This is a genomic window from Granulicella sp. L46 (assembly GCF_009765785.1).
In the GTDB taxonomy this organism is placed as follows: domain Bacteria; phylum Acidobacteriota; class Terriglobia; order Terriglobales; family Acidobacteriaceae; genus Granulicella.
In genome coordinates this window covers 691,307-707,421 of the sequence record NZ_LMUT01000003.1, presented here as the reverse complement: position 1 = coordinate 707,421, position 16,115 = coordinate 691,307, and the positions used below count along the sequence as shown (strand labels likewise).

13 protein-coding genes are annotated in these 16,115 nt (G+C 61.0%); 10 read left to right on the top strand and 3 right to left on the bottom strand.

Annotated elements, in window-relative coordinates; translation table 11 throughout:
- Positions 1–64 precede the first annotated feature (64 nt).
- The 5 genes from mraY to murG all read left to right on the top strand — a co-directional run bounded on the left by mraY (position 65) and on the right by murG (position 5,265).
- The gene (mraY, locus tag GSQ80_RS03865) at positions 65–1,201 is read left to right on the top strand and encodes a phospho-N-acetylmuramoyl-pentapeptide-transferase (protein WP_158786162.1); all 1,137 of its coding nucleotides are present in this window, start codon (positions 65–67) and stop codon (positions 1,199–1,201) included.
- Positions 1,202–1,331: 130 nt separating this feature from the next.
- A complete protein-coding gene (locus tag GSQ80_RS03860; protein ID WP_158786161.1) occupies positions 1,332–1,568 on the top strand; it encodes a hypothetical protein in 237 nt (78 codons plus the stop codon).
- Positions 1,568–2,917, top strand: coding sequence for a UDP-N-acetylmuramoyl-L-alanine--D-glutamate ligase (gene murD, locus GSQ80_RS03855; RefSeq protein ID WP_254059417.1), 1,350 nt, complete (start codon positions 1,568–1,570; stop codon positions 2,915–2,917). Before GSQ80_RS03860 ends, murD begins: the two co-directional genes overlap by 1 nt.
- Before the next feature lie 134 nt (positions 2,918–3,051).
- Positions 3,052–4,146, top strand: a complete 1,095-nt coding sequence (gene ftsW, locus GSQ80_RS03850) for a putative lipid II flippase FtsW (protein ID WP_158786159.1) — start codon at positions 3,052–3,054, stop codon at positions 4,144–4,146.
- A gap of 57 nt (positions 4,147–4,203) precedes the next feature.
- On the top strand, positions 4,204–5,265 hold the full coding sequence (gene murG, locus GSQ80_RS03845) for an undecaprenyldiphospho-muramoylpentapeptide beta-N-acetylglucosaminyltransferase (protein WP_158786236.1): 1,062 nt from the start codon (positions 4,204–4,206) through the stop codon (positions 5,263–5,265).
- A gap of 78 nt (positions 5,266–5,343) precedes the next feature.
- Here murG and GSQ80_RS22965 read toward each other — a convergent pair whose 3' ends face one another.
- The 3 genes from GSQ80_RS22965 to GSQ80_RS03830 form a co-directional block, all read right to left on the bottom strand.
- On the bottom strand, positions 5,344–6,207 hold the full coding sequence (locus GSQ80_RS22965) for a colicin transporter (RefSeq protein ID WP_158786158.1): 864 nt from the start codon (positions 6,205–6,207) through the stop codon (positions 5,344–5,346).
- Between the two features lie 777 nt (positions 6,208–6,984).
- Positions 6,985–7,263 (bottom strand): GIY-YIG nuclease family protein, encoded by a 279-nt coding sequence (locus GSQ80_RS03835; protein WP_254059416.1) that lies wholly within the window; start codon positions 7,261–7,263, stop codon positions 6,985–6,987.
- Positions 7,264–7,699: 436 nt separating this feature from the next.
- Positions 7,700–8,776, bottom strand: coding sequence for an acetamidase/formamidase family protein (locus GSQ80_RS03830; protein ID WP_254059415.1), 1,077 nt, complete (start codon positions 8,774–8,776; stop codon positions 7,700–7,702).
- An 85-nt stretch (positions 8,777–8,861) separates the two neighbouring features.
- Here GSQ80_RS03830 and murC point away from each other — a divergent pair, with 85 nt between their 5' ends.
- The 5 genes from murC to ftsZ all read left to right on the top strand — a co-directional run bounded on the left by murC (position 8,862) and on the right by ftsZ (position 16,073).
- Entirely contained in the window at positions 8,862–10,235 is a 1,374-nt protein-coding gene (gene murC, locus GSQ80_RS03825; RefSeq protein WP_158786234.1) for a UDP-N-acetylmuramate--L-alanine ligase, read from the top strand.
- Positions 10,236–10,566: 331 nt separating this feature from the next.
- A complete protein-coding gene (locus GSQ80_RS03820) occupies positions 10,567–12,219 on the top strand; it encodes an FtsQ-type POTRA domain-containing protein (RefSeq protein WP_158786157.1) in 1,653 nt (550 codons plus the stop codon).
- Complete coding sequence (ftsA, locus tag GSQ80_RS03815; protein ID WP_158786156.1) at positions 12,216–13,442, top strand: cell division protein FtsA; 1,227 nt, start codon at positions 12,216–12,218, stop codon at positions 13,440–13,442. The genes GSQ80_RS03820 and ftsA overlap by 4 nt, the downstream gene beginning before the upstream one ends.
- A gap of 48 nt (positions 13,443–13,490) precedes the next feature.
- Entirely contained in the window at positions 13,491–14,159 is a 669-nt protein-coding gene (locus tag GSQ80_RS03810) for a hypothetical protein (protein WP_158786155.1), read from the top strand.
- A 78-nt stretch (positions 14,160–14,237) separates the two neighbouring features.
- Positions 14,238–16,073 (top strand): cell division protein FtsZ, encoded by a 1,836-nt coding sequence (gene ftsZ / locus GSQ80_RS03805; protein WP_371315677.1) that lies wholly within the window; start codon positions 14,238–14,240, stop codon positions 16,071–16,073.
- The last annotated feature ends 42 nt before the right edge of the window (positions 16,074–16,115 follow it).

The following is a 16,115-nucleotide window of genomic DNA, read 5'->3' as shown; positions in this document are numbered from 1 at the left end:
GTAACATTAGCGGAGAACTACGGGTGCACTATCCGGTTCGACGATACATACGAGGCAAGATCCGTTGCTCTATTGGTTGCTCTATCAAAAGCTGTTCCCATACTTTCCGGTGTTCCGGATCTTCCGCTATGTGACGTTTCGCTGCGCGTTCGCGAGCATGACGGCGATGCTGATCGGGCTGCTGATTGGACCGTTCGTGATTGAACGGCTGCGGGAGTTTCAGATCGGGCAGTTTATTCGTGAAGATGGGCCGCAGAGCCATCTGAAGAAGGGCGGCACGCCGACGATGGGCGGGGTGCTGATTTGTATTTCGATCCTGGTGCCGACGCTGTTGTGGGCGAACCTGGCGAATCCTTATATCTGGATGGTGATGTTTGCGACCCTGGCGTTTGGTGGGATCGGGTTTGCCGATGATTACATCAAGGTGGTGAAGAAGCGGAACCTGGGACTGACGTCGTGGCAGAAGCTGGCGCTGCAACTGCTGGTGAGTGGAGCGATTGCGATTACGCTGCTGGTGTTGCGTGGCGAGCATTCGTACTCGACGCGGCTGATGGTGCCGTTTGTGAAGCGGTTTCGGCCGGACCTGATTATTGGTAGCCTGTTGAGCTATCCCCATCTTTGGCCACTGGCGTTTGTGCCGTTCGTGATCTTTGTGATGCTGGTGATTACGGGCTCGAGTAATGCGGTGAATTTGACCGATGGATTGGACGGGCTGGCGATCGGGTGCACAATTATTGCGGCCGGCGCGCTGACTGTGCTGACGTATGTGAGCGGGCACGTGGTGTTCGCGGATTATCTTGAGCTGCAACGCATGCCGATGGTGAGCGAGCTGACGATCTTCTGCGGGGCGATGGTGGGGGCGAGTATAGGATTTCTTTGGTACAACGCGCATCCGGCCGAGGTGTTTATGGGCGATGTGGGGTCGCTGGCGCTGGGCGGCGTGATTGGGACGGTGGCGGTGATTATCAAGCAGGAGCTGCTGCTGCCGTTTATTGGCGGGGTGTTTGTGCTCGAGATCATGAGCGTGATTCTGCAGGTGGGGAGTTATAAGCTGCGGAATGGTAAGCGGATTTTCAAGATGGCGCCGCTGCATCATCACTTTGAGTTGATGGGCTGGTCGGAGTCGAAAGTGATTACGCGGTTCTGGATTACGGCGCTGGTGTTTGCGCTGTTTGCGCTGACGACGCTGAAGCTGAGATGAGAAGTGCAGGAAGTAGGGCTTGGGTCGGGCCTTTAGCCCTCTGGGTTTGGGCGGCTGAATACCTAGGGCTTCGCCCTAGGCTGTGATGGGCCGCGCCGTTGGCGCTGGATTCGCGGTGAGGAGTATTGGGATGAAGACCGCGGACAAACTCGCGAGCCTCGGATTAGTTCTAACCGTTGTGGCAAGCGCGGCTGGTCTAGTTTTTCAAGGCCCGAATCTTGGTATTGTGAATGCTGCTGGTTGGGCGCAACTCTTGGCGTTGCTTCTGGTGCTAGTTGGTGTCGTCCGTGGCTCTCGTTGGTGGCTGGTTTCGATACTTCTCGTCGCCGCTGGCGGGTATCTTTGGTTATTGGAACAGGGGCATTGATGGAACTGAAGAACAAACGCGTGTTGGTGGTGGGGCTGGGGAAGAGCGGGCTGGCGGCGGCGCATTTTTTGAAGACGCTGGGCGCGCGCGTTACGGTGAGCGATGCTCGACCGGCGACGTTGATTGCGGAGCTGTCGGAGTTGCTGGACCAGGGTTTCATGGTGGAGGCGGGGAGCCATGGGCTGCTGACGTTTCGGCGGCAGGATTTGATTGTGGTGAGTCCTGGGGTGCCAATGTCGACGCCGGTGTTATCGCAGGTGCGGGCGATGGGGGCGCATATTGTCGGCGAGCTGGAGCTGGGCGCGGAGTATTTGAAGGGCGAGGTGGTGGCGGTTACCGGGTCGAATGGGAAGACGACGACGACTTCGTTGATTGGGGAGATTTTGAAGGCGGCGGGGCGGCCTACGCTGGTGGGCGGAAATATCGGGCGGCCGGTTACGGCGATGGTGGAGGAGAGTACGCCGGAGAGCTGGAGTGTGCTGGAGGTTTCTAGCTTTCAGTTGGAGACGGTGGAGACGTTCAAGCCGCGGATTGCGCTGGTGCTGAATATTACGCCGGACCATCTGGATCGGCACGGAACGTTTGAGGCCTATGCGGCGCTGAAGGCTCGGATCACGGAGTTTCAGACGGCCGAAGACTTTCTCATACTGAATGGTGAAGATAAGGAAACGCAGCTGATCGCGGCCAAGACGATGGCGCAGGTTTACTGGTTCAGCGGGCGGCGGCCGATGAAGCGGGGAGCGTTTGTGCACGGCGAGTCGATCCTGTTTGTGCCGCGCGAGGGCGCGAAGCCGGAGCCGGTGATGCCGGTGGCGGAGATTTCGCTGGCGGGGGCGCACAACGTGGAGAACGTGCTGGCGGCGGTTTGCGCGGCTCGGCTGGCAGGGGTGGAGAGCGAGACGATTCGCGCGGCAGTGCGCGAGTTTAAGGCTGTCGAGCATCGGCTGGAGTTCGTGCGCGAGGTCGGAGACGTGCGGTATTACAACGATTCGAAGGCTACGAATGTGGACGCGACGATGAAGGCTGTCGAGGCGTTTGCGGGTGGAATTCACTTGATTCTGGGTGGGAAGGATAAGGGATCGGACTACCGGGTGCTGGAGCCGTTTCTGCGTGAACGGGTGAAGACGGTTATCACGATTGGTTCAGCGGCAGAAAAGATTGAGCGCCAGCTCGATGGGGTCGTAAAGATAGAGAGAGCGGAGACGCTGCAACGCGCCGTGGCGTTTGCGCATGAAGCGGCGGTTGCAGGCGATACGGTGCTGCTGGCTCCGGCGTGTGCGAGCTTCGATCAATTTGAGAATTATGAGCAGCGTGGTCGCGTGTTCAAGGAACTTGTGCAGGGATTGTAGGAAAGCAACGGCAAAGGAAGAAGCAGATTCCCAGAGGGAATGACAGAAAGAAAAGCAAGCGCAAAGGCTTTGACGCAAGGGCGCGAAGGAAAGCGCTAAGTTTCGCGAAGTGAAGCGAATGGGTGTAAAGAGAGATGGCGAAACGGGTAGGCGTCGATAAATGGTTGTTTGGAACGGTGCTGCTGTTGGTGCTGTTTGGATTGGTGTCAGTGTTTTCGGCTTCGGCTGTGATTGCGAAGGCGACGCTTGGATCGCCGTATGCGTACGTGGTGAAGCAGGCGGGATTCGCGCTGGCGGGAATGGTTGCGCTGTTTGTGTTGATGCGCGTGGATTATAGGAAGTACAACAATCCGAAGCTGATCTTTCCGCTGATGGGAATTACGGGGTTGCTGTTGCTTTCGGTGTTTGCGTGGGGCGGAATGAATGGAGCGCATCGGTGGGTGCGGATCCCGGGGTTGGGGACGCTGGAGCCGTCGGAGCTGGCAAAGCCGGTGATTGTGCTGTTCCTCGCGTGGTTTCTACAGACGCGCATCCACACGATCGACAACGTGAAGGAGACGATTCTTCCGGCGGTAATTCCTCCGCTGTTGTTTGTCGGACTGATTTTGCTGGAGCCTGATTTAGGTACGGCGCTGGTGTGTGCAGCGGTGCTGATGCTGATGCTGTTCCTGGCGGGGCTGCAGATGAAGTGGCTGCTGATGGGCGCGGCCGCTGCATCGCCGATCTTGTATTACATGTTGTTTCACGTGGCGTGGAGAGCGAAGCGCATGCTGGTGTTCCTGCATCCCGAGGCCGATCCAAAGGGTGCGGGATTTCATATTATGCAGTCGCTGATCGCCGTGGGAACGGGCGGGATTCGGGGTCTGGGATTGATGGAAGGGCGGCAGAAACTGTTCTATCTGCCGGAGCCGCATACTGATTTCATCTTCGCGAATATCTCTGAGGAGCTGGGGCTGCTGGGTGCGATATGCGTGCTGGCGGCGTTCTGCATTTTGGGGTATCGCGGGCTGAAGGCTGCGTTCCTCTCGACCGACCCATTTGCGCGGTTCCTGGCGTTTGGATTGACGACCATCATCCTGGTGCAGGCGTTCTTCAACATGAGCGTTGTGCTCGCGCTGTTGCCGACGAAGGGAATTCCGCTGCCGTTTATTTCGTCGGGCGGAACGAGTGTGTTTGTGACGCTGGCTTGTATGGGCGTGCTGCTGAATGTGACGCGCGAGATCGATTAAGAGCAGGGTGTAGGGGATAGAGTGTAGAGGATAGTGAAAGACGACGTGCTGCGTGTGATGATCGCTGGCGGGGGGACCGGGGGGCATGTGGTGCCGGCGCTGGCGATTGGGCGCGAGCTGCGCGATGTGTATGGGGCCGAGGTTTGGTTTGTGGGGACGGCACGGGGGTTGGAGACGCGGCTGGTTCCGGAGGCCGGGTTTCGGTTGGAGCTGGTGCGGTCTGGACAGCTGAAGAATGTCAGCCTCGCGACTCGATTGAGAACGATGACGGATCTGCCGCTGGGCGTGTTGCGCTGCGTTTCGTTGCTGCGGGAGTTTAGGCCGCAGGTGGTGGTGGGGGTGGGTGGATATGCGAGCGGGCCGGCGATGATCGCGGCGTTGCTGCTGCGGATTCCTACGCTGGCATATGAGCCAAATGCGGTGCCGGGGATGACGAATCGGGTGGTGGGGAAACGGGTTAGCGCTGCGGCGGTGAACTTTGGGCAGACCGCTAAGTACTTTCACGATGCCGAGGTGACGGGAGTTCCGGTGCGGCCGGAGATCTTCTCGTTGCCAGAGCGGGCGAGTGGCGCGGCGCCTCGGCTGTTGGTGACTGCGGGGAGTAATGGGGCGCTGGTGTTCAATGAGACGATGCCGTTGATTGCGGCGCGGCTGCTGGAGGATGTGCCGGGGTTGACGATTGTGCATCAATCGGGGCCTCGGGCACTGGAGGTTACGCGAGCGGCGTATGTACAGAGCGGCGCGGATCCTGCGCGGTGGAGGGTGGAAGCTTTTCTGACGGATATGCCGGAGCAGTATGCGGCGGCGGATGTGGTGCTGGCGCGGTCGGGGAGTACGGTCGCGGAGTTGTGTGCGGCTGGGAAGCCGTCGTTGCTGGTGCCCTTTGCTGGGGCCGCGGATGATCACCAGCGGAAGAATGCGGAGGTGCTCGTTGAGGCGGGAGCGGCTGAGATGCTGCTGCAGCGGGATGTCACGCCGGAGACGCTGCGGACAGCGCTGGTTGGGTTGCTGACGGATGCGCCCAGGCGGGCGGTGATGGCGGAGAAGGCTCGTGCGCTGGCGCGGCCAGAAGCGCTGCAGCGGATTGCCGAGATGGTGTTGCGGCTGGCCGGGCAGTAATGGTTGAGCGGGAAAAAGAAGAAGGGCTGAGGAGTTGCTCCTCAGCCCTTGATTTTTGTTGGTCAGCGGACTCGTTGGTTAGTGATGTCCGCCACCGCCGCCGCCGTGACCGCCGCCACCACCACCGGCATGACCGCCGCCGCCGCTGTAGCCACCGTGGCTTGCGCCACCGCCGCTGTAGTTTCCATGGCTTGCGTTGCCGCCACTGTAACCGCCATGGCTTACGTTGCCGCCACTGTAACCGCCGCCGTTGTAGCCGCCGTGGCTTGCGTTGCCGCCACTGTAGCCTCCGCGGGTGGCACCGTTGATGCCTGAGCCGCGATAGCCTTCACTGCCGTGGGCGCCACCGTTGTAGCCAGCGTGGGCGTAGGACGCTCCGCCGGTGGGATGACCGCCGTGGTAGCCGGCGTATTCGTGGTTATAGGAGTAGCCGTGGAAGCCGGATCCGTAGTGGCCGTAGGCGTGGTTGTACCAGAAGTGTCCGCCATGCCAGTAGCCGCCGTAGAAGCCGATGCCGAAGTAGCCCCAACCGTAGTTGATACCACCGTAGTAGCCGACGGTCAGGCCCCAGTAGCCGGGGTACCAGCCATAGTAGCCGCCACCATAACCCCAGTAGCCGGGGGTCCAAAGAGCTCCAGAGTAGGGAGGAAGGACCCAAGCACCGTTGACCCAGGAGTAGGTTCCGCCAACCCAGGCCCAGTAGCCGGGGGTCCAGAGGTAGCCGTCGCCGGGGCACTCGGGCTGATCGTAGACCGGGATCTCGGGCGGGGCAACGTTTGACTGTATCGCGGCTGGCGCCTGGGATGGATAGCCCTGGGCTTGGGGGTCCTGGGCCGGGTAATCCTGTGGGTCCTGCGCGTGCGACGCTGGTGTGGCGATGAGTGCGGCCGTCGCTACTGCCAACGCGGTAAGAGAGGTGCGAATTGCGCGTTTGAATTGCATGATTCCTAGCCTTCCGGCCGTTGATCGCATTCTTCCAGCAGGAGGTGCGAGTGCGGCGTGGGAGTCCGGTGCGTTGATTGCGGTACCGGCTCTCAATCAGATTAGACCCAAGGTCTGCTTAATTTGTTGCGGTTTCTTCGGGCGGGTTTCACACAATCGCACATGGCATGTTTTTCCGGCTTCTTGTCGTGGCCGGAATGACGGGATCTGTGGATGGTGGTGGGCACCCCCCACCCCCTTCGGGTATGACTTGACGCTAGAGTAGTCTCAACAAACGGGTTAGGGGCGAAAGTACCCCTGACCTGGGGGTCGAGTAGGGGGCTAAAGTAGTCTCGTCAAACATGTTATGGGTGGAGTATGACTTTCTAAAGGACTTAGCTGTTTTTGAGGCAGTAGGGGGAGGGATGGTGTTGGTGTTTGGGGGCTATCTCTATTGTAGTTAGCGGGTGGGGGTAACTATGCCAAGTTTTGGAAATATAAATCGCCAGTGTTTATAGGGGCTTTTGTGGATTTGGGGGTGCTGGGGGGCTTGACAGGTTCTTGCGCTGACGGCGAGGGGCTTCGCGTGGCTGTCGGTTGTGGGATGGGTGGGAACGAAGAAAGCAGGTTGGTCGTTGCGCCTCCGACTGCACTCCGGCCTTCGGCAGAGCGGTACGCTCGTTGGCCCGGTGGGTTTATGGCACGGCTGAAGCCGTGCCCCTTCGATGGTCTTGGTGGGAGATGCAGAGGTGGGGTATCAGGGTTTTGGGCGTTCGTACTTGGTGATGAGGTGCCAGCCTAGTTTTTCCGCGAGATCTTCAAAATATGGGTTGGTGGTCGGATCAGGTCGAGTTTCTTTTGGCGGCGCCAGCCTTTGAGTTGTTTTTCGCGGGCGATGGCTGTGCGGATGTTGTCGTACGTTTCGGAGTAGAGGAGGCGGGTGCAGCCGTAGGTTTTGGAGAAGCCTTCGAAGCTTCCGTTTCTATGTTGGAGGATGCGGGTGTCGAAGACGCTGGTGACGCCGATGTAGAGTGTGCCGGAAGTGCTGCCCATGATGTAGGTGTGTCCGGCTGGCATGGGTGGATGCTAGCAGGCGGTTGGTTGGTAGGATGTGATCGCTGTCATCCTGAGCGAAGTCGAAGGACCCCGAGGGGTTGGGTGTGTCGAGGGTGCGGGGAGCTTTTGGGCGGGATATGTGGGTTGGGCTTGGTGGTGAGAAAGGTGTTGAAGGTGTGGGTGAGTTGAGGGCGTCGGGGTCCTTCGGCTGCGCTGCGCTTCGCTCAGGATGACAGGCTGTATGAGTGAGGTGGAGATGGGCGGGAGCGGTCGCGCTATCGCGCGATGCCCACCTTAGCGACGATGAAGGCGTCGCGAAGATGGGGCACCCACACCTGGGCCACCCGCCATGCAGGTGGCCTAGGCCTTCGGCCTGGGCTGTGATGAGGGCGGCCTTTGGCCATCGGCGATTGATGGCCTTTGGCTCTCGGGCGATTTATGGATTGCTAGCGGTTGTTTACTTCTTGGGCGATGATTTGGGGCCGGTGAAGAGGGATTTTGGGCAGAGGACGTGGACGCCGTCGTTGGTGTCGACGAGTTGGGTGATGTCGACGTCGCAGGCGGTGGAGATGAGGGCGTAGGCGTCGTCGCGGGAGAGGTGGGGGTAGTCGGGGTTCTGCTCGGAGAGGAAGGTGATCATGTTGCGGACGGCCATTTCGGTGGCGGTCTTTAGGTCGGGGGAGAAGCCCATGGCGATGTAGGCCGTCGGGGTTTCGGCGCGCGGCCAGAGTAGGCGCTGGCGCGTGGCTTCGCCCTTGTGGAGGACGAACTGGAAGGTACCGGTGAGGAAGGTTTCGAGGGCGGTGATGTCGACTTCGCCGTTGCCCTGTCCGGCGTGGCCGTCGCCGGCTTCGAAGAGGGCGCCTTCGGCGTGGACGGGGTAGAAGATTACGGAGCCGGCGGTGAGTTCCTTGTTGTCCATGTTGCCGCCGTGCATCCAGGGGGGCGCGGAGTTCCACTTGCCGGCGGACTCGGGGGGCGCGATGCCCATGGAGCCGAAGAAGGGATGGAGCGGGATGGTGATGCCGGGGGCGAAGTCGGCGGTCATCTTCTCGCGGTTGAGGGGGATGATTTTGGTGCGGCCGTAGGGGAAGTCGTCGGGGAGGAAGCCGCGGCCGGCGCCGAAGCCGTTGCAGGCGAAGTCGGTGGTGATGTCGATTTTGAGGACGCGGACTTCGAGGATGTCGCCGGGTTGCGCGTCGGCGATGGCGACGGGGCCAGTGAGGATGTGACCGCCGGGGCCGCGGTCGGATTGCGGAACGCCGGCGTAGAGCGGGGCTAGCCAGGCGGGGATCTGCGCGGGGGCGACGCCTTCGGACTGGAGGCGCTCGGGTGGGCCGCAGGTGCTGGCGGTTTGCATGATGACGGTGTCCCCGGAGTTGACGGTGAGAACTGGCTTGGCGTGCGCGGAGTAGTAGCCCCAGGCTACCGTGGTGGGCGTGGCGAGGAGGGTGTGGGTGGTCTGGGCGGTGAGTGGCGCGGCGAGAGTGGCGGCTAGGAGGAGGCGGCTGAGGCGCATGAGCTTGTATAGCACGCACAACGAGCTTATATAGCATGCACAACGCTTGAGGGTGGGACAATACATAGCGATGAAGACTTTGGGATTGCCGGAACACGCTATGTTTGCGCCTTCGCAGCGGGTGCATTTTATTGGGATTGGTGGGATTGGGATGAGTGGGATCGCGGAGATCCTGCTGACGATGGGGTATGCGGTTTCGGGGTCGGATTTACGGGGGTCTCCGACGACCGAGAGGTTGGACCGGTTGGGGGCTACGATCTTTATCGGGCATGCGGCGGGGAATGCTGCGGCTAGTGATGTGGTGGTGACTAGCTCGGCGGTGGCTAAGGATAATCCTGAGGTGGTGGAGGCGCGGGCGCGGAAGATTCCGGTGATTCAGCGGGCCGAAATGCTCGCGGAGTTGATGCGGCTGAAGTATGGGATTGCGATTGCCGGGATGCATGGGAAGACGACGACTACGTCGATGGTGGCGGCCGTGCTGGCGGGTGGGGAACTCGATCCTACGGTGGTGGTGGGTGGGCGCGTGGATGCGATGGGGTCGAATGCGCGGCTGGGTCGTTCGCAATATCTCGTTGCAGAAGCTGATGAGAGTGATAGGAGCTTTCTGAAGCTGTCGCCGATATTGGCGGTGGTGACGAATCTCGATCGCGAGCATATGGATTCGTATGCGGATATGAGCGATGTTGAGAACTGCTTTGTGGAGTTCATGGATAAGGTGCCGTTCTATGGCGCGGTCACGGCTTGCGTGGATGATGAGCGGTTGCGGGGGATTCTGCCGCGGGTGAGGCGGCGGGTTTATACGTATGGCGTTAGCGCGGAGGCGGATTTTCGGTTGAGAATGCTGCCGGCGGAGGAAGGCTCGCATGCTCGGTTTGAGGTGAATGCGCGGGGGTTGGTGCTGGGGCCGTTTGAGCTGCATGTTCCGGGGCGGCACAATGTGCTGAATGCTACGGCGGCTGTGGCGATTGGGGTGCAGTTGGGGCTGACTCCGGAGAAGATTGCTGCGGGGTTGGCTACGTTTCGGGGGGTGGATCGGAGATTTCAGGTGCGCGGGGTGGAGCGGGGGGTGACCGTGATCGATGACTATGGGCATCATCCTACGGAGATTCGCGCTACGCTGCAGGCGGCTCGGGAGTGTGGGTATGGACGGGTGCTGGTGCTGTTCCAGCCGCATCGTTACACACGGACGAGAGATTTGATGGAGGATTTTGCGGGGGCGTTTGGCGATGCGGATGCCGTGCAGGTGTTGGATATCTACGCGGCTAGCGAGCAGCCGATTGAGGGGATTACCGGGGAGACGCTGGCGCCGGCGATTCAGGCGAAGAATGGGGGGCGGGTGATGTATGCGGCGTCGATGGCGGAGGCGGTGGAGCGGTTGGTGGAGGATGCAAGGCCGGGGGAGATGATTTTGACGTTGGGGGCGGGGAGCGTGTCGCAGGCGGGGCCGATGTTGCTGGAGGCGTTGAGGTCCTGAGCGGACGGCGAGAGTGAACGAGGGCATACCCCAGGGCTAAAGCCCAAGAACTTACCAGGCTATGAGACCCAAGGCTGAAGCCTTGGGGTACCTGTTCGAGGTTCGACTTGAAGTCTTGGGGTCCTGTTGGTGGTTTGAGCTAAAGCCGTGGGTACCTGTTCTTGGTTTGAACTGAAGTCTTGAGGTATATGTTTGCCGTTTGGTCGGAATGGGGAACAGAAGTGTTCCTGATGGGGTACCCCGGGGCTTAGTATTTCGGCGGTGGGGGTGGGGACCTTTATAGTTGTGAGAACGGCGATTCTTCCGCGGCCTTGCTCAGGGCCTTGCGGAGATGAAGAAGACAGGTGCGAAGCGCGTGTCCGGGTATGACTCCGGACTGGGCTCGGCGGTGCTGACGGCGCCTGAGGAGAGTTACGCTTCGGAGGCTGATGCTCCGGGAAGGCGCAAAGGGCCAGCGCCTGCGGGCGCGCTGCAGCGCGGGTATGGCAACGATCGCTATGATCAAACGGGGGCTGAAGGCTCCTATTCGGATGAGTCCGAGTACGTTCCGCAGCGGGGGAAGATCCTGCAGTTTCGTAGGCTGCCGCGCAGTGTGGCGGGTCGGATTGTGCTGGGCGTGGTGGTGTTCGCGTTGGTGGGGGCCGTTGCGGTTGCGTTTGCTGGTGTGCGCTCTTACCTGATGCATGATGCGCGATTTGTGCTGGCGAGTTCGGATGATATTCAGATCACGGGCGCTGAACACCTGACGCGTGAGCAGATCGTGAGCGTGTTTGGCGCGGACCTGGAACGGAATATCTTCCGCTTGTCGCTGGGGGAGCGGCAGGCTGACCTGGAGCGGCTGCCTTGGGTGGCGCATGCGACGGTGATGCGGTTGTTGCCGAATGTTCTGCGTGTACAGATTGTGGAGCGGACGCCGGTGGCGTTTGTCCGGCAGGGGTCGCAGATCGGGCTGGTAGATGCGAGCGGCGTGCTGCTGGACATGCCTGCGGATGCGGCCGGCGATCCGCACTATTCGTTTCCGGTGCTGACGGGGTTGTCGGCTGATGAAGCGATGTCGGAACGCGCGGCGAAGATGGAAGTCTACGAGCAGTTTATGCATGACCTGGACGGCTCGGGGCAGCGCCTGACGAACTCGGTCAGCGAAGTGGACGTTGCTGATCCGGAGGACGTGAAGGGACTGATTACGTCGGGCAGTTCAGACATCCTGGTGCACTTTGGGCAGGAAAAGTTTTTGAAGCGGTACCAGGAATTCGAGCAGCATCTGGAGGAGTGGAAGCAGCAGTATCCCAAGCTGGCGTCGGCAGACATGCGGTATGAAGGGCAGATTGTTCTGGAGATGCAGGGGGACGGGAAGGCAGCAGCCGTCGGGACTGGCGCGGCGACGACAGCGAGCACGGAGAGCCCTGCGCCTGTGATCTCGAAGCCGGTGACGGAAGCGAAGCCGGTTGCGAGCGCGAAGCCCGCGGCGGTGAAATCCATTGCGCCGAAGGCTCTTGTTCCGAAGCCGGTGTTGAGCGCTGCGGCGTCGATGCCGCCGGTGCCGAAGCCTGCGCCGGCGAATGTTGCTGCGTCGAAGCCTGCTGCACCGAAGCCAGGGATGCCGAAGCCTGTTGCGGTGAATGTTGCTTCGTCGAAGCAACCGGTGGTGAAGCCTGACTTCTCGAACGCCACTATGCCAAAGCCTGCGCTGCCCAAGCCTGTTGTATTGAACGCGGCCGCGCCGAAGCCTGCCACGCCGAAACCTGTGGCTGCGCCGAAGCTGGTGGCGGCAAAGACGAGTCAGTCGGCGGCGAAGAAGGTTGTGACGAAGCCGGTAGCTGGGAAGCCGAAGCCGGGATCGGGGATGAGCGCCGCGAACGAGAAGGTGTTTGAGCGGCTGGCGGCGGAGCATCGGGCTGAGTTGGCGAAGGCACACAAGACGGCGACGGCTAAGGCTGAGAAGAAGCGTGGCGGAGCCGGTGGAAAGAATGGAGCGACTCCATGAATGCAAAGATGGACAACCTGATCACGGTGCTGGACGCGGGGAGCTCGAAGAGCTGCGTGCTGGTGGCGGAGTTGATTGATGGCGTGCTGCGGTATCGTGGGCACGGGGTGGAAGTTTCGCGCGGGATGCGGCGCGGCGTGATCTCGGACCTGGGGCCGGCGGCGAAGGCTATCAATGCGGCGGCACTGACGGCGGAGCGGTCGGCGAAGGCTCCGATTGAGACGGCGGTGGCGGGGATTGGCGGACCGCATGTGCGAGGGATGAACTCGCAGGGCGGCATCAGCATGGGCAGCCGCATGAAAGAGATTACTCGTGAGGATGTGCGGTCGGCGATTGACCGGGCACGGAGTGTGGGATTGGCTCCGGACCGCGAGGTGCTGCATCTGTTGCCACAGCAATTTATTCTGGATGACCAGAATGGGATTCATGATCCGGTGGGGATGGTAGGGAATCGGCTGGAGGTCTGTTTGCATCTGTCGACGTGCTCGGGGTCGGCGGCGCAGAGCGTGGTGACTTGCGCGAATCGGGCGGGGCTCGAGGTCGTGGACACGGTGTTTGAGGGGATTGCGGCGGCGGAGGCGGTGCTGTCGGCTGACGAGCGCGAACTGGGCGTTTGCGTGGTCGATATTGGTGCGAGCTCGACGGAGTTGGTGGTGTTCTTTGAGGGCAGCGTGGCGCACACGGCGGTGCTTCCGATTGGCGGCGATCACTTTACGAATGATCTCGCGGTGGGTCTGCATGTGAGCGTGGAAGAGGCTGAGCAGTTGAAGCGGATGTACGGCAACTGCGTGGTGACGTCGATTCCGCAGATGAACGAGATTGAGATTGGCAGTGATTTGGCTGTGGGCGGCCAATCGGTGCGGCTGGTGCGGCAACGGTTTCTGGCGGAGATTCTGGAGCCGCGGGCGAGGGAGTTGTTGACGATGCTGCGCGACAATTTGCGTAACGGCGGTGTGCTGGAGGCGATGGGCGCGGGCTGCGTGTTTACCGGCGGGGGAGCGCACCTGGTTGGCTTTCTTGATAACGCTGAAAGTTTGCTGCGGGTGCCGGCGCGGATTGGATATCCGGTGCCGTTGAGCCGGATGCCGCCAGAGCTGGCGAAGCCGGAGTTTTCCGTGGCGATTGGAATGTTGCTATACACGCACCGCACCCAGGTACGCAAGGCGAGCGAAGAACAGGGGCTGGCGCAGAAGCTGAAGTCCATCTTCGCGGGCAGTTTTTAGGCATCTGTGGCTATGGAGGAAGGGCTGAAGACGGTAGACTGGGTGTATATGAGATTTTGCACAAGGCTGGCTGTAGTTTTGTTTGGAGTTTTCGGATTTGGGTTTGCCGCGGCGGCACATGCCCAGGCAGGCGTATATATCGGGTACCAGGCGACCCAGTTGCGTGGCATCACGTGCTTCGAGACAGCGCCACTTGAGTGCTCGAGCACGGGCGGTAAAGTGAACCCGGCGGGCTTTCAGGCGGGTGCTTATTACGACTTTCGCAATGTAGGGCCGATGCGGCTGGGAGTGGATTTCCGAGGTGGCGTGATGCACTCGAACAAGTCGGCGACGAGTTCCGCAGGGGGCAACGATACCACGGTGCTGGACAACGCGCTGCTTGGCGTCAGGGGGTCGTTTCACACGCCGATCTCGTGGCTGACACCGTATGTGCAGATATCGGCTGGGTATGGGCGCAGCAATGCGACGCTGCCGTTCGGCGCGAGCCTGACGACGACCACGCCACTACCACGATTGGAAGACAGCTACATCATGTATGAAGGGTTCGCTGGCTTGACCATCCACATCTTCCCGATGATTGATCTGCGGCCGATAGAGCTGGGCATCGGGAACATGAACCGGGTTGGTAACAGCGGTGCGACAGTTGATGGGCCGAGCTCGGTTGGCGTGGCGTCGATCGGGGCATCGGTCGTGTTCCATCTGCCTTCTTCGCGGTAGGTTGGCGCGACAGGTTTGCAGGTAAGCCGGTGCCCGAACGGGACGGCTGTAATCGATTTAGATGCACGATGGCATTTCATGCATGCCACGGAGGCGTTCGCCGTGCAGAATGAAGAGAAGCAAATCAGCAACGCCGAAGGAGATACGCCTATGCCTATGCCGCCTGAAAACGCACCCGGCGTTCCGCAAGAATCGCTCGACGATAAACAGCCGGATTCCCTCCGGATTCAATATCACGAAGAGACGCGGCGGAACGCGCGGATCAAGGTGATTGGTGTGGGTGGTGGCGGCAACAATGCCATCAACCGCATGATCGAGGCGAATGTTCAGGGCGTTGAGTTTATCGCGGCCAACACAGATGTGCAGGCGCTGGAAGGGTCGCATGCGCCGGTAAAGCTGCAGCTGGGTGTGAAGCTGACGAGCGGGCTGGGTGCGGGAGCGAATCCGGATGTAGGGCGGCGGGCGGCGCTGGAGGATTCGGACAAGATCATCGAGGCGCTCGAGGGCGCGGACCTGGTATTTGTGACGGCCGGTCTGGGCGGCGGGACGGGCACGGGCGCTGCGCCGGTGATCGCGTCGCTGGCGAGCGAGATGGGCGCGCTTACGATTGCTGTGGTGACTCGGCCGTTTGCGTTTGAAGGCAAGCGTCGGGCGATGCAGGCGGAGCGCGGGTTGCAGGAGCTGCTGGAGTCGGTCGATACGCTGATCGTGATTCCGAACGACAAGCTGCTGACGACGGCAAAAGATGCTGGCTTCTTTGAGAGCTTCCGGATTGCCGATGATATTTTGCGCCAAGGCGTGCAGGGAATTTCAGACATCATTACGATTCCGGGCGTGATCAATCGCGACTTCGCTGATGTGAAGACGACGATGGCGGGGATGGGCTATTCGGTGATGGGGACCGCCGTGCGGTCGGGGCCGGATCGGTCGAAGGAGGCAGCGAAGGCCGCGATTGCTTCGCCGCTGCTGGAGGCAGGAGCGATCGATGGAGCGCGCGGGATCCTGATCAACATTACCGGGTCAAGCAGCCTGAAGTTGAGCGAGGTGATCGAGGCGTCGTCGATTATTCAGGAGGCGGCGCACGAGGACGCGAACATTATCTTTGGAGCGGTGCTGGATGAGGCGCTGGGCGACGAGGTGAAGTTTACGGTGATCGCGACCGGGTTCCGCGAGGCTATGCCGGAGCGTCGGGAGCGCATGATGGCAGCCTCCGCGCTGCCGACGGCGCATCACGAGATTGTGCCGCCGAGGGTTGTATCGCGGCCACTGGTACCGCAGTCTGCACCTGTCGAGAAGCCTGCGGAGGAGACGCAGCCGTTGATCTTTGGATCGCAGGCGGCAAAGCCGGCGATTCGGTTTGCGAGCGAGACCGAGGTGGAAGAGGCGCTGGGTGCCGGATCGGTTAGCGAGCCCAAAGCGCAGGTTGTTCCAGAGCCGGTAGTTGAGACGCCGGTGCAACGGCCGACGTATCCGGTCTCGTCGTACTACGAGACGGCGCGGCGGCAGGCGTGGCATGAGTTGCCGCGGGTTGAGCCCACGGCGCTTCCGGCGGAAGACTTTCAGCGTTCCGTGCCGTCTTATATAGAGGCGGCAGAGGAGCCGAAGGCTGTTGTGATTTCTGAAACGGCGACTGCGCCGGTTCCGGTGGTTGTCGAACATATTCCGCAGGCGGCTGAGCATGCACCTGCGGAGGTGGAGTCGGCTGCAGAGCAGACACCAGGGAATTCGTCGGTGTTCGACGATGATTTTTTCCGGAAGCCCAAGGAAGAGGCGGCGGAGGTCAAGGCTGCTGAGGATGCGACTCCCAAGGCGTGGCCGGATGCAAGAGTTCCGTCGTTCGCGGGGTATGCAAGTGAACCCGCGGCAGAGAACGATGAGCTGGATATTCCAGCGTTTCTGCGCCGGAAGCAGTAGACGGCTCGGCATTGATCGATGGCTGAGGCTGGAGTCCGGGGC

Excerpts from the sequence above, each read along its gene's own strand:
- GSQ80_RS03860 (WP_158786161.1), top strand. The coding sequence starts at position 1,332 with ATGAAGACCGCGGACAAACTCGCGAGCCTCGGATTAGTTCTAACCGTT.
- murD (WP_254059417.1), top strand. The coding sequence starts at position 1,568 with ATGGAACTGAAGAACAAACGCGTGTTGGTGGTGGGGCTGGGGAAGAGC.
- ftsW (WP_158786159.1), top strand. The coding sequence starts at position 3,052 with ATGGCGAAACGGGTAGGCGTCGATAAATGGTTGTTTGGAACGGTGCTG.
- murG (WP_158786236.1), top strand. The coding sequence starts at position 4,204 with ATGATCGCTGGCGGGGGGACCGGGGGGCATGTGGTGCCGGCGCTGGCG.
- GSQ80_RS22965 (WP_158786158.1), bottom strand. The coding sequence starts at position 6,207 with ATGCAATTCAAACGCGCAATTCGCACCTCTCTTACCGCGTTGGCAGTA.
- GSQ80_RS03835 (WP_254059416.1), bottom strand. The coding sequence starts at position 7,263 with ATGCCAGCCGGACACACCTACATCATGGGCAGCACTTCCGGCACACTC.
- murC (WP_158786234.1), top strand. The coding sequence starts at position 8,862 with ATGTTTGCGCCTTCGCAGCGGGTGCATTTTATTGGGATTGGTGGGATT.
- GSQ80_RS03820 (WP_158786157.1), top strand. The coding sequence starts at position 10,567 with ATGAAGAAGACAGGTGCGAAGCGCGTGTCCGGGTATGACTCCGGACTG.
- ftsA (WP_158786156.1), top strand. The coding sequence starts at position 12,216 with ATGAATGCAAAGATGGACAACCTGATCACGGTGCTGGACGCGGGGAGC.
- GSQ80_RS03810 (WP_158786155.1), top strand. The coding sequence starts at position 13,491 with ATGAGATTTTGCACAAGGCTGGCTGTAGTTTTGTTTGGAGTTTTCGGA.
- ftsZ (WP_371315677.1), top strand. The coding sequence starts at position 14,238 with ATGCATGCCACGGAGGCGTTCGCCGTGCAGAATGAAGAGAAGCAAATC.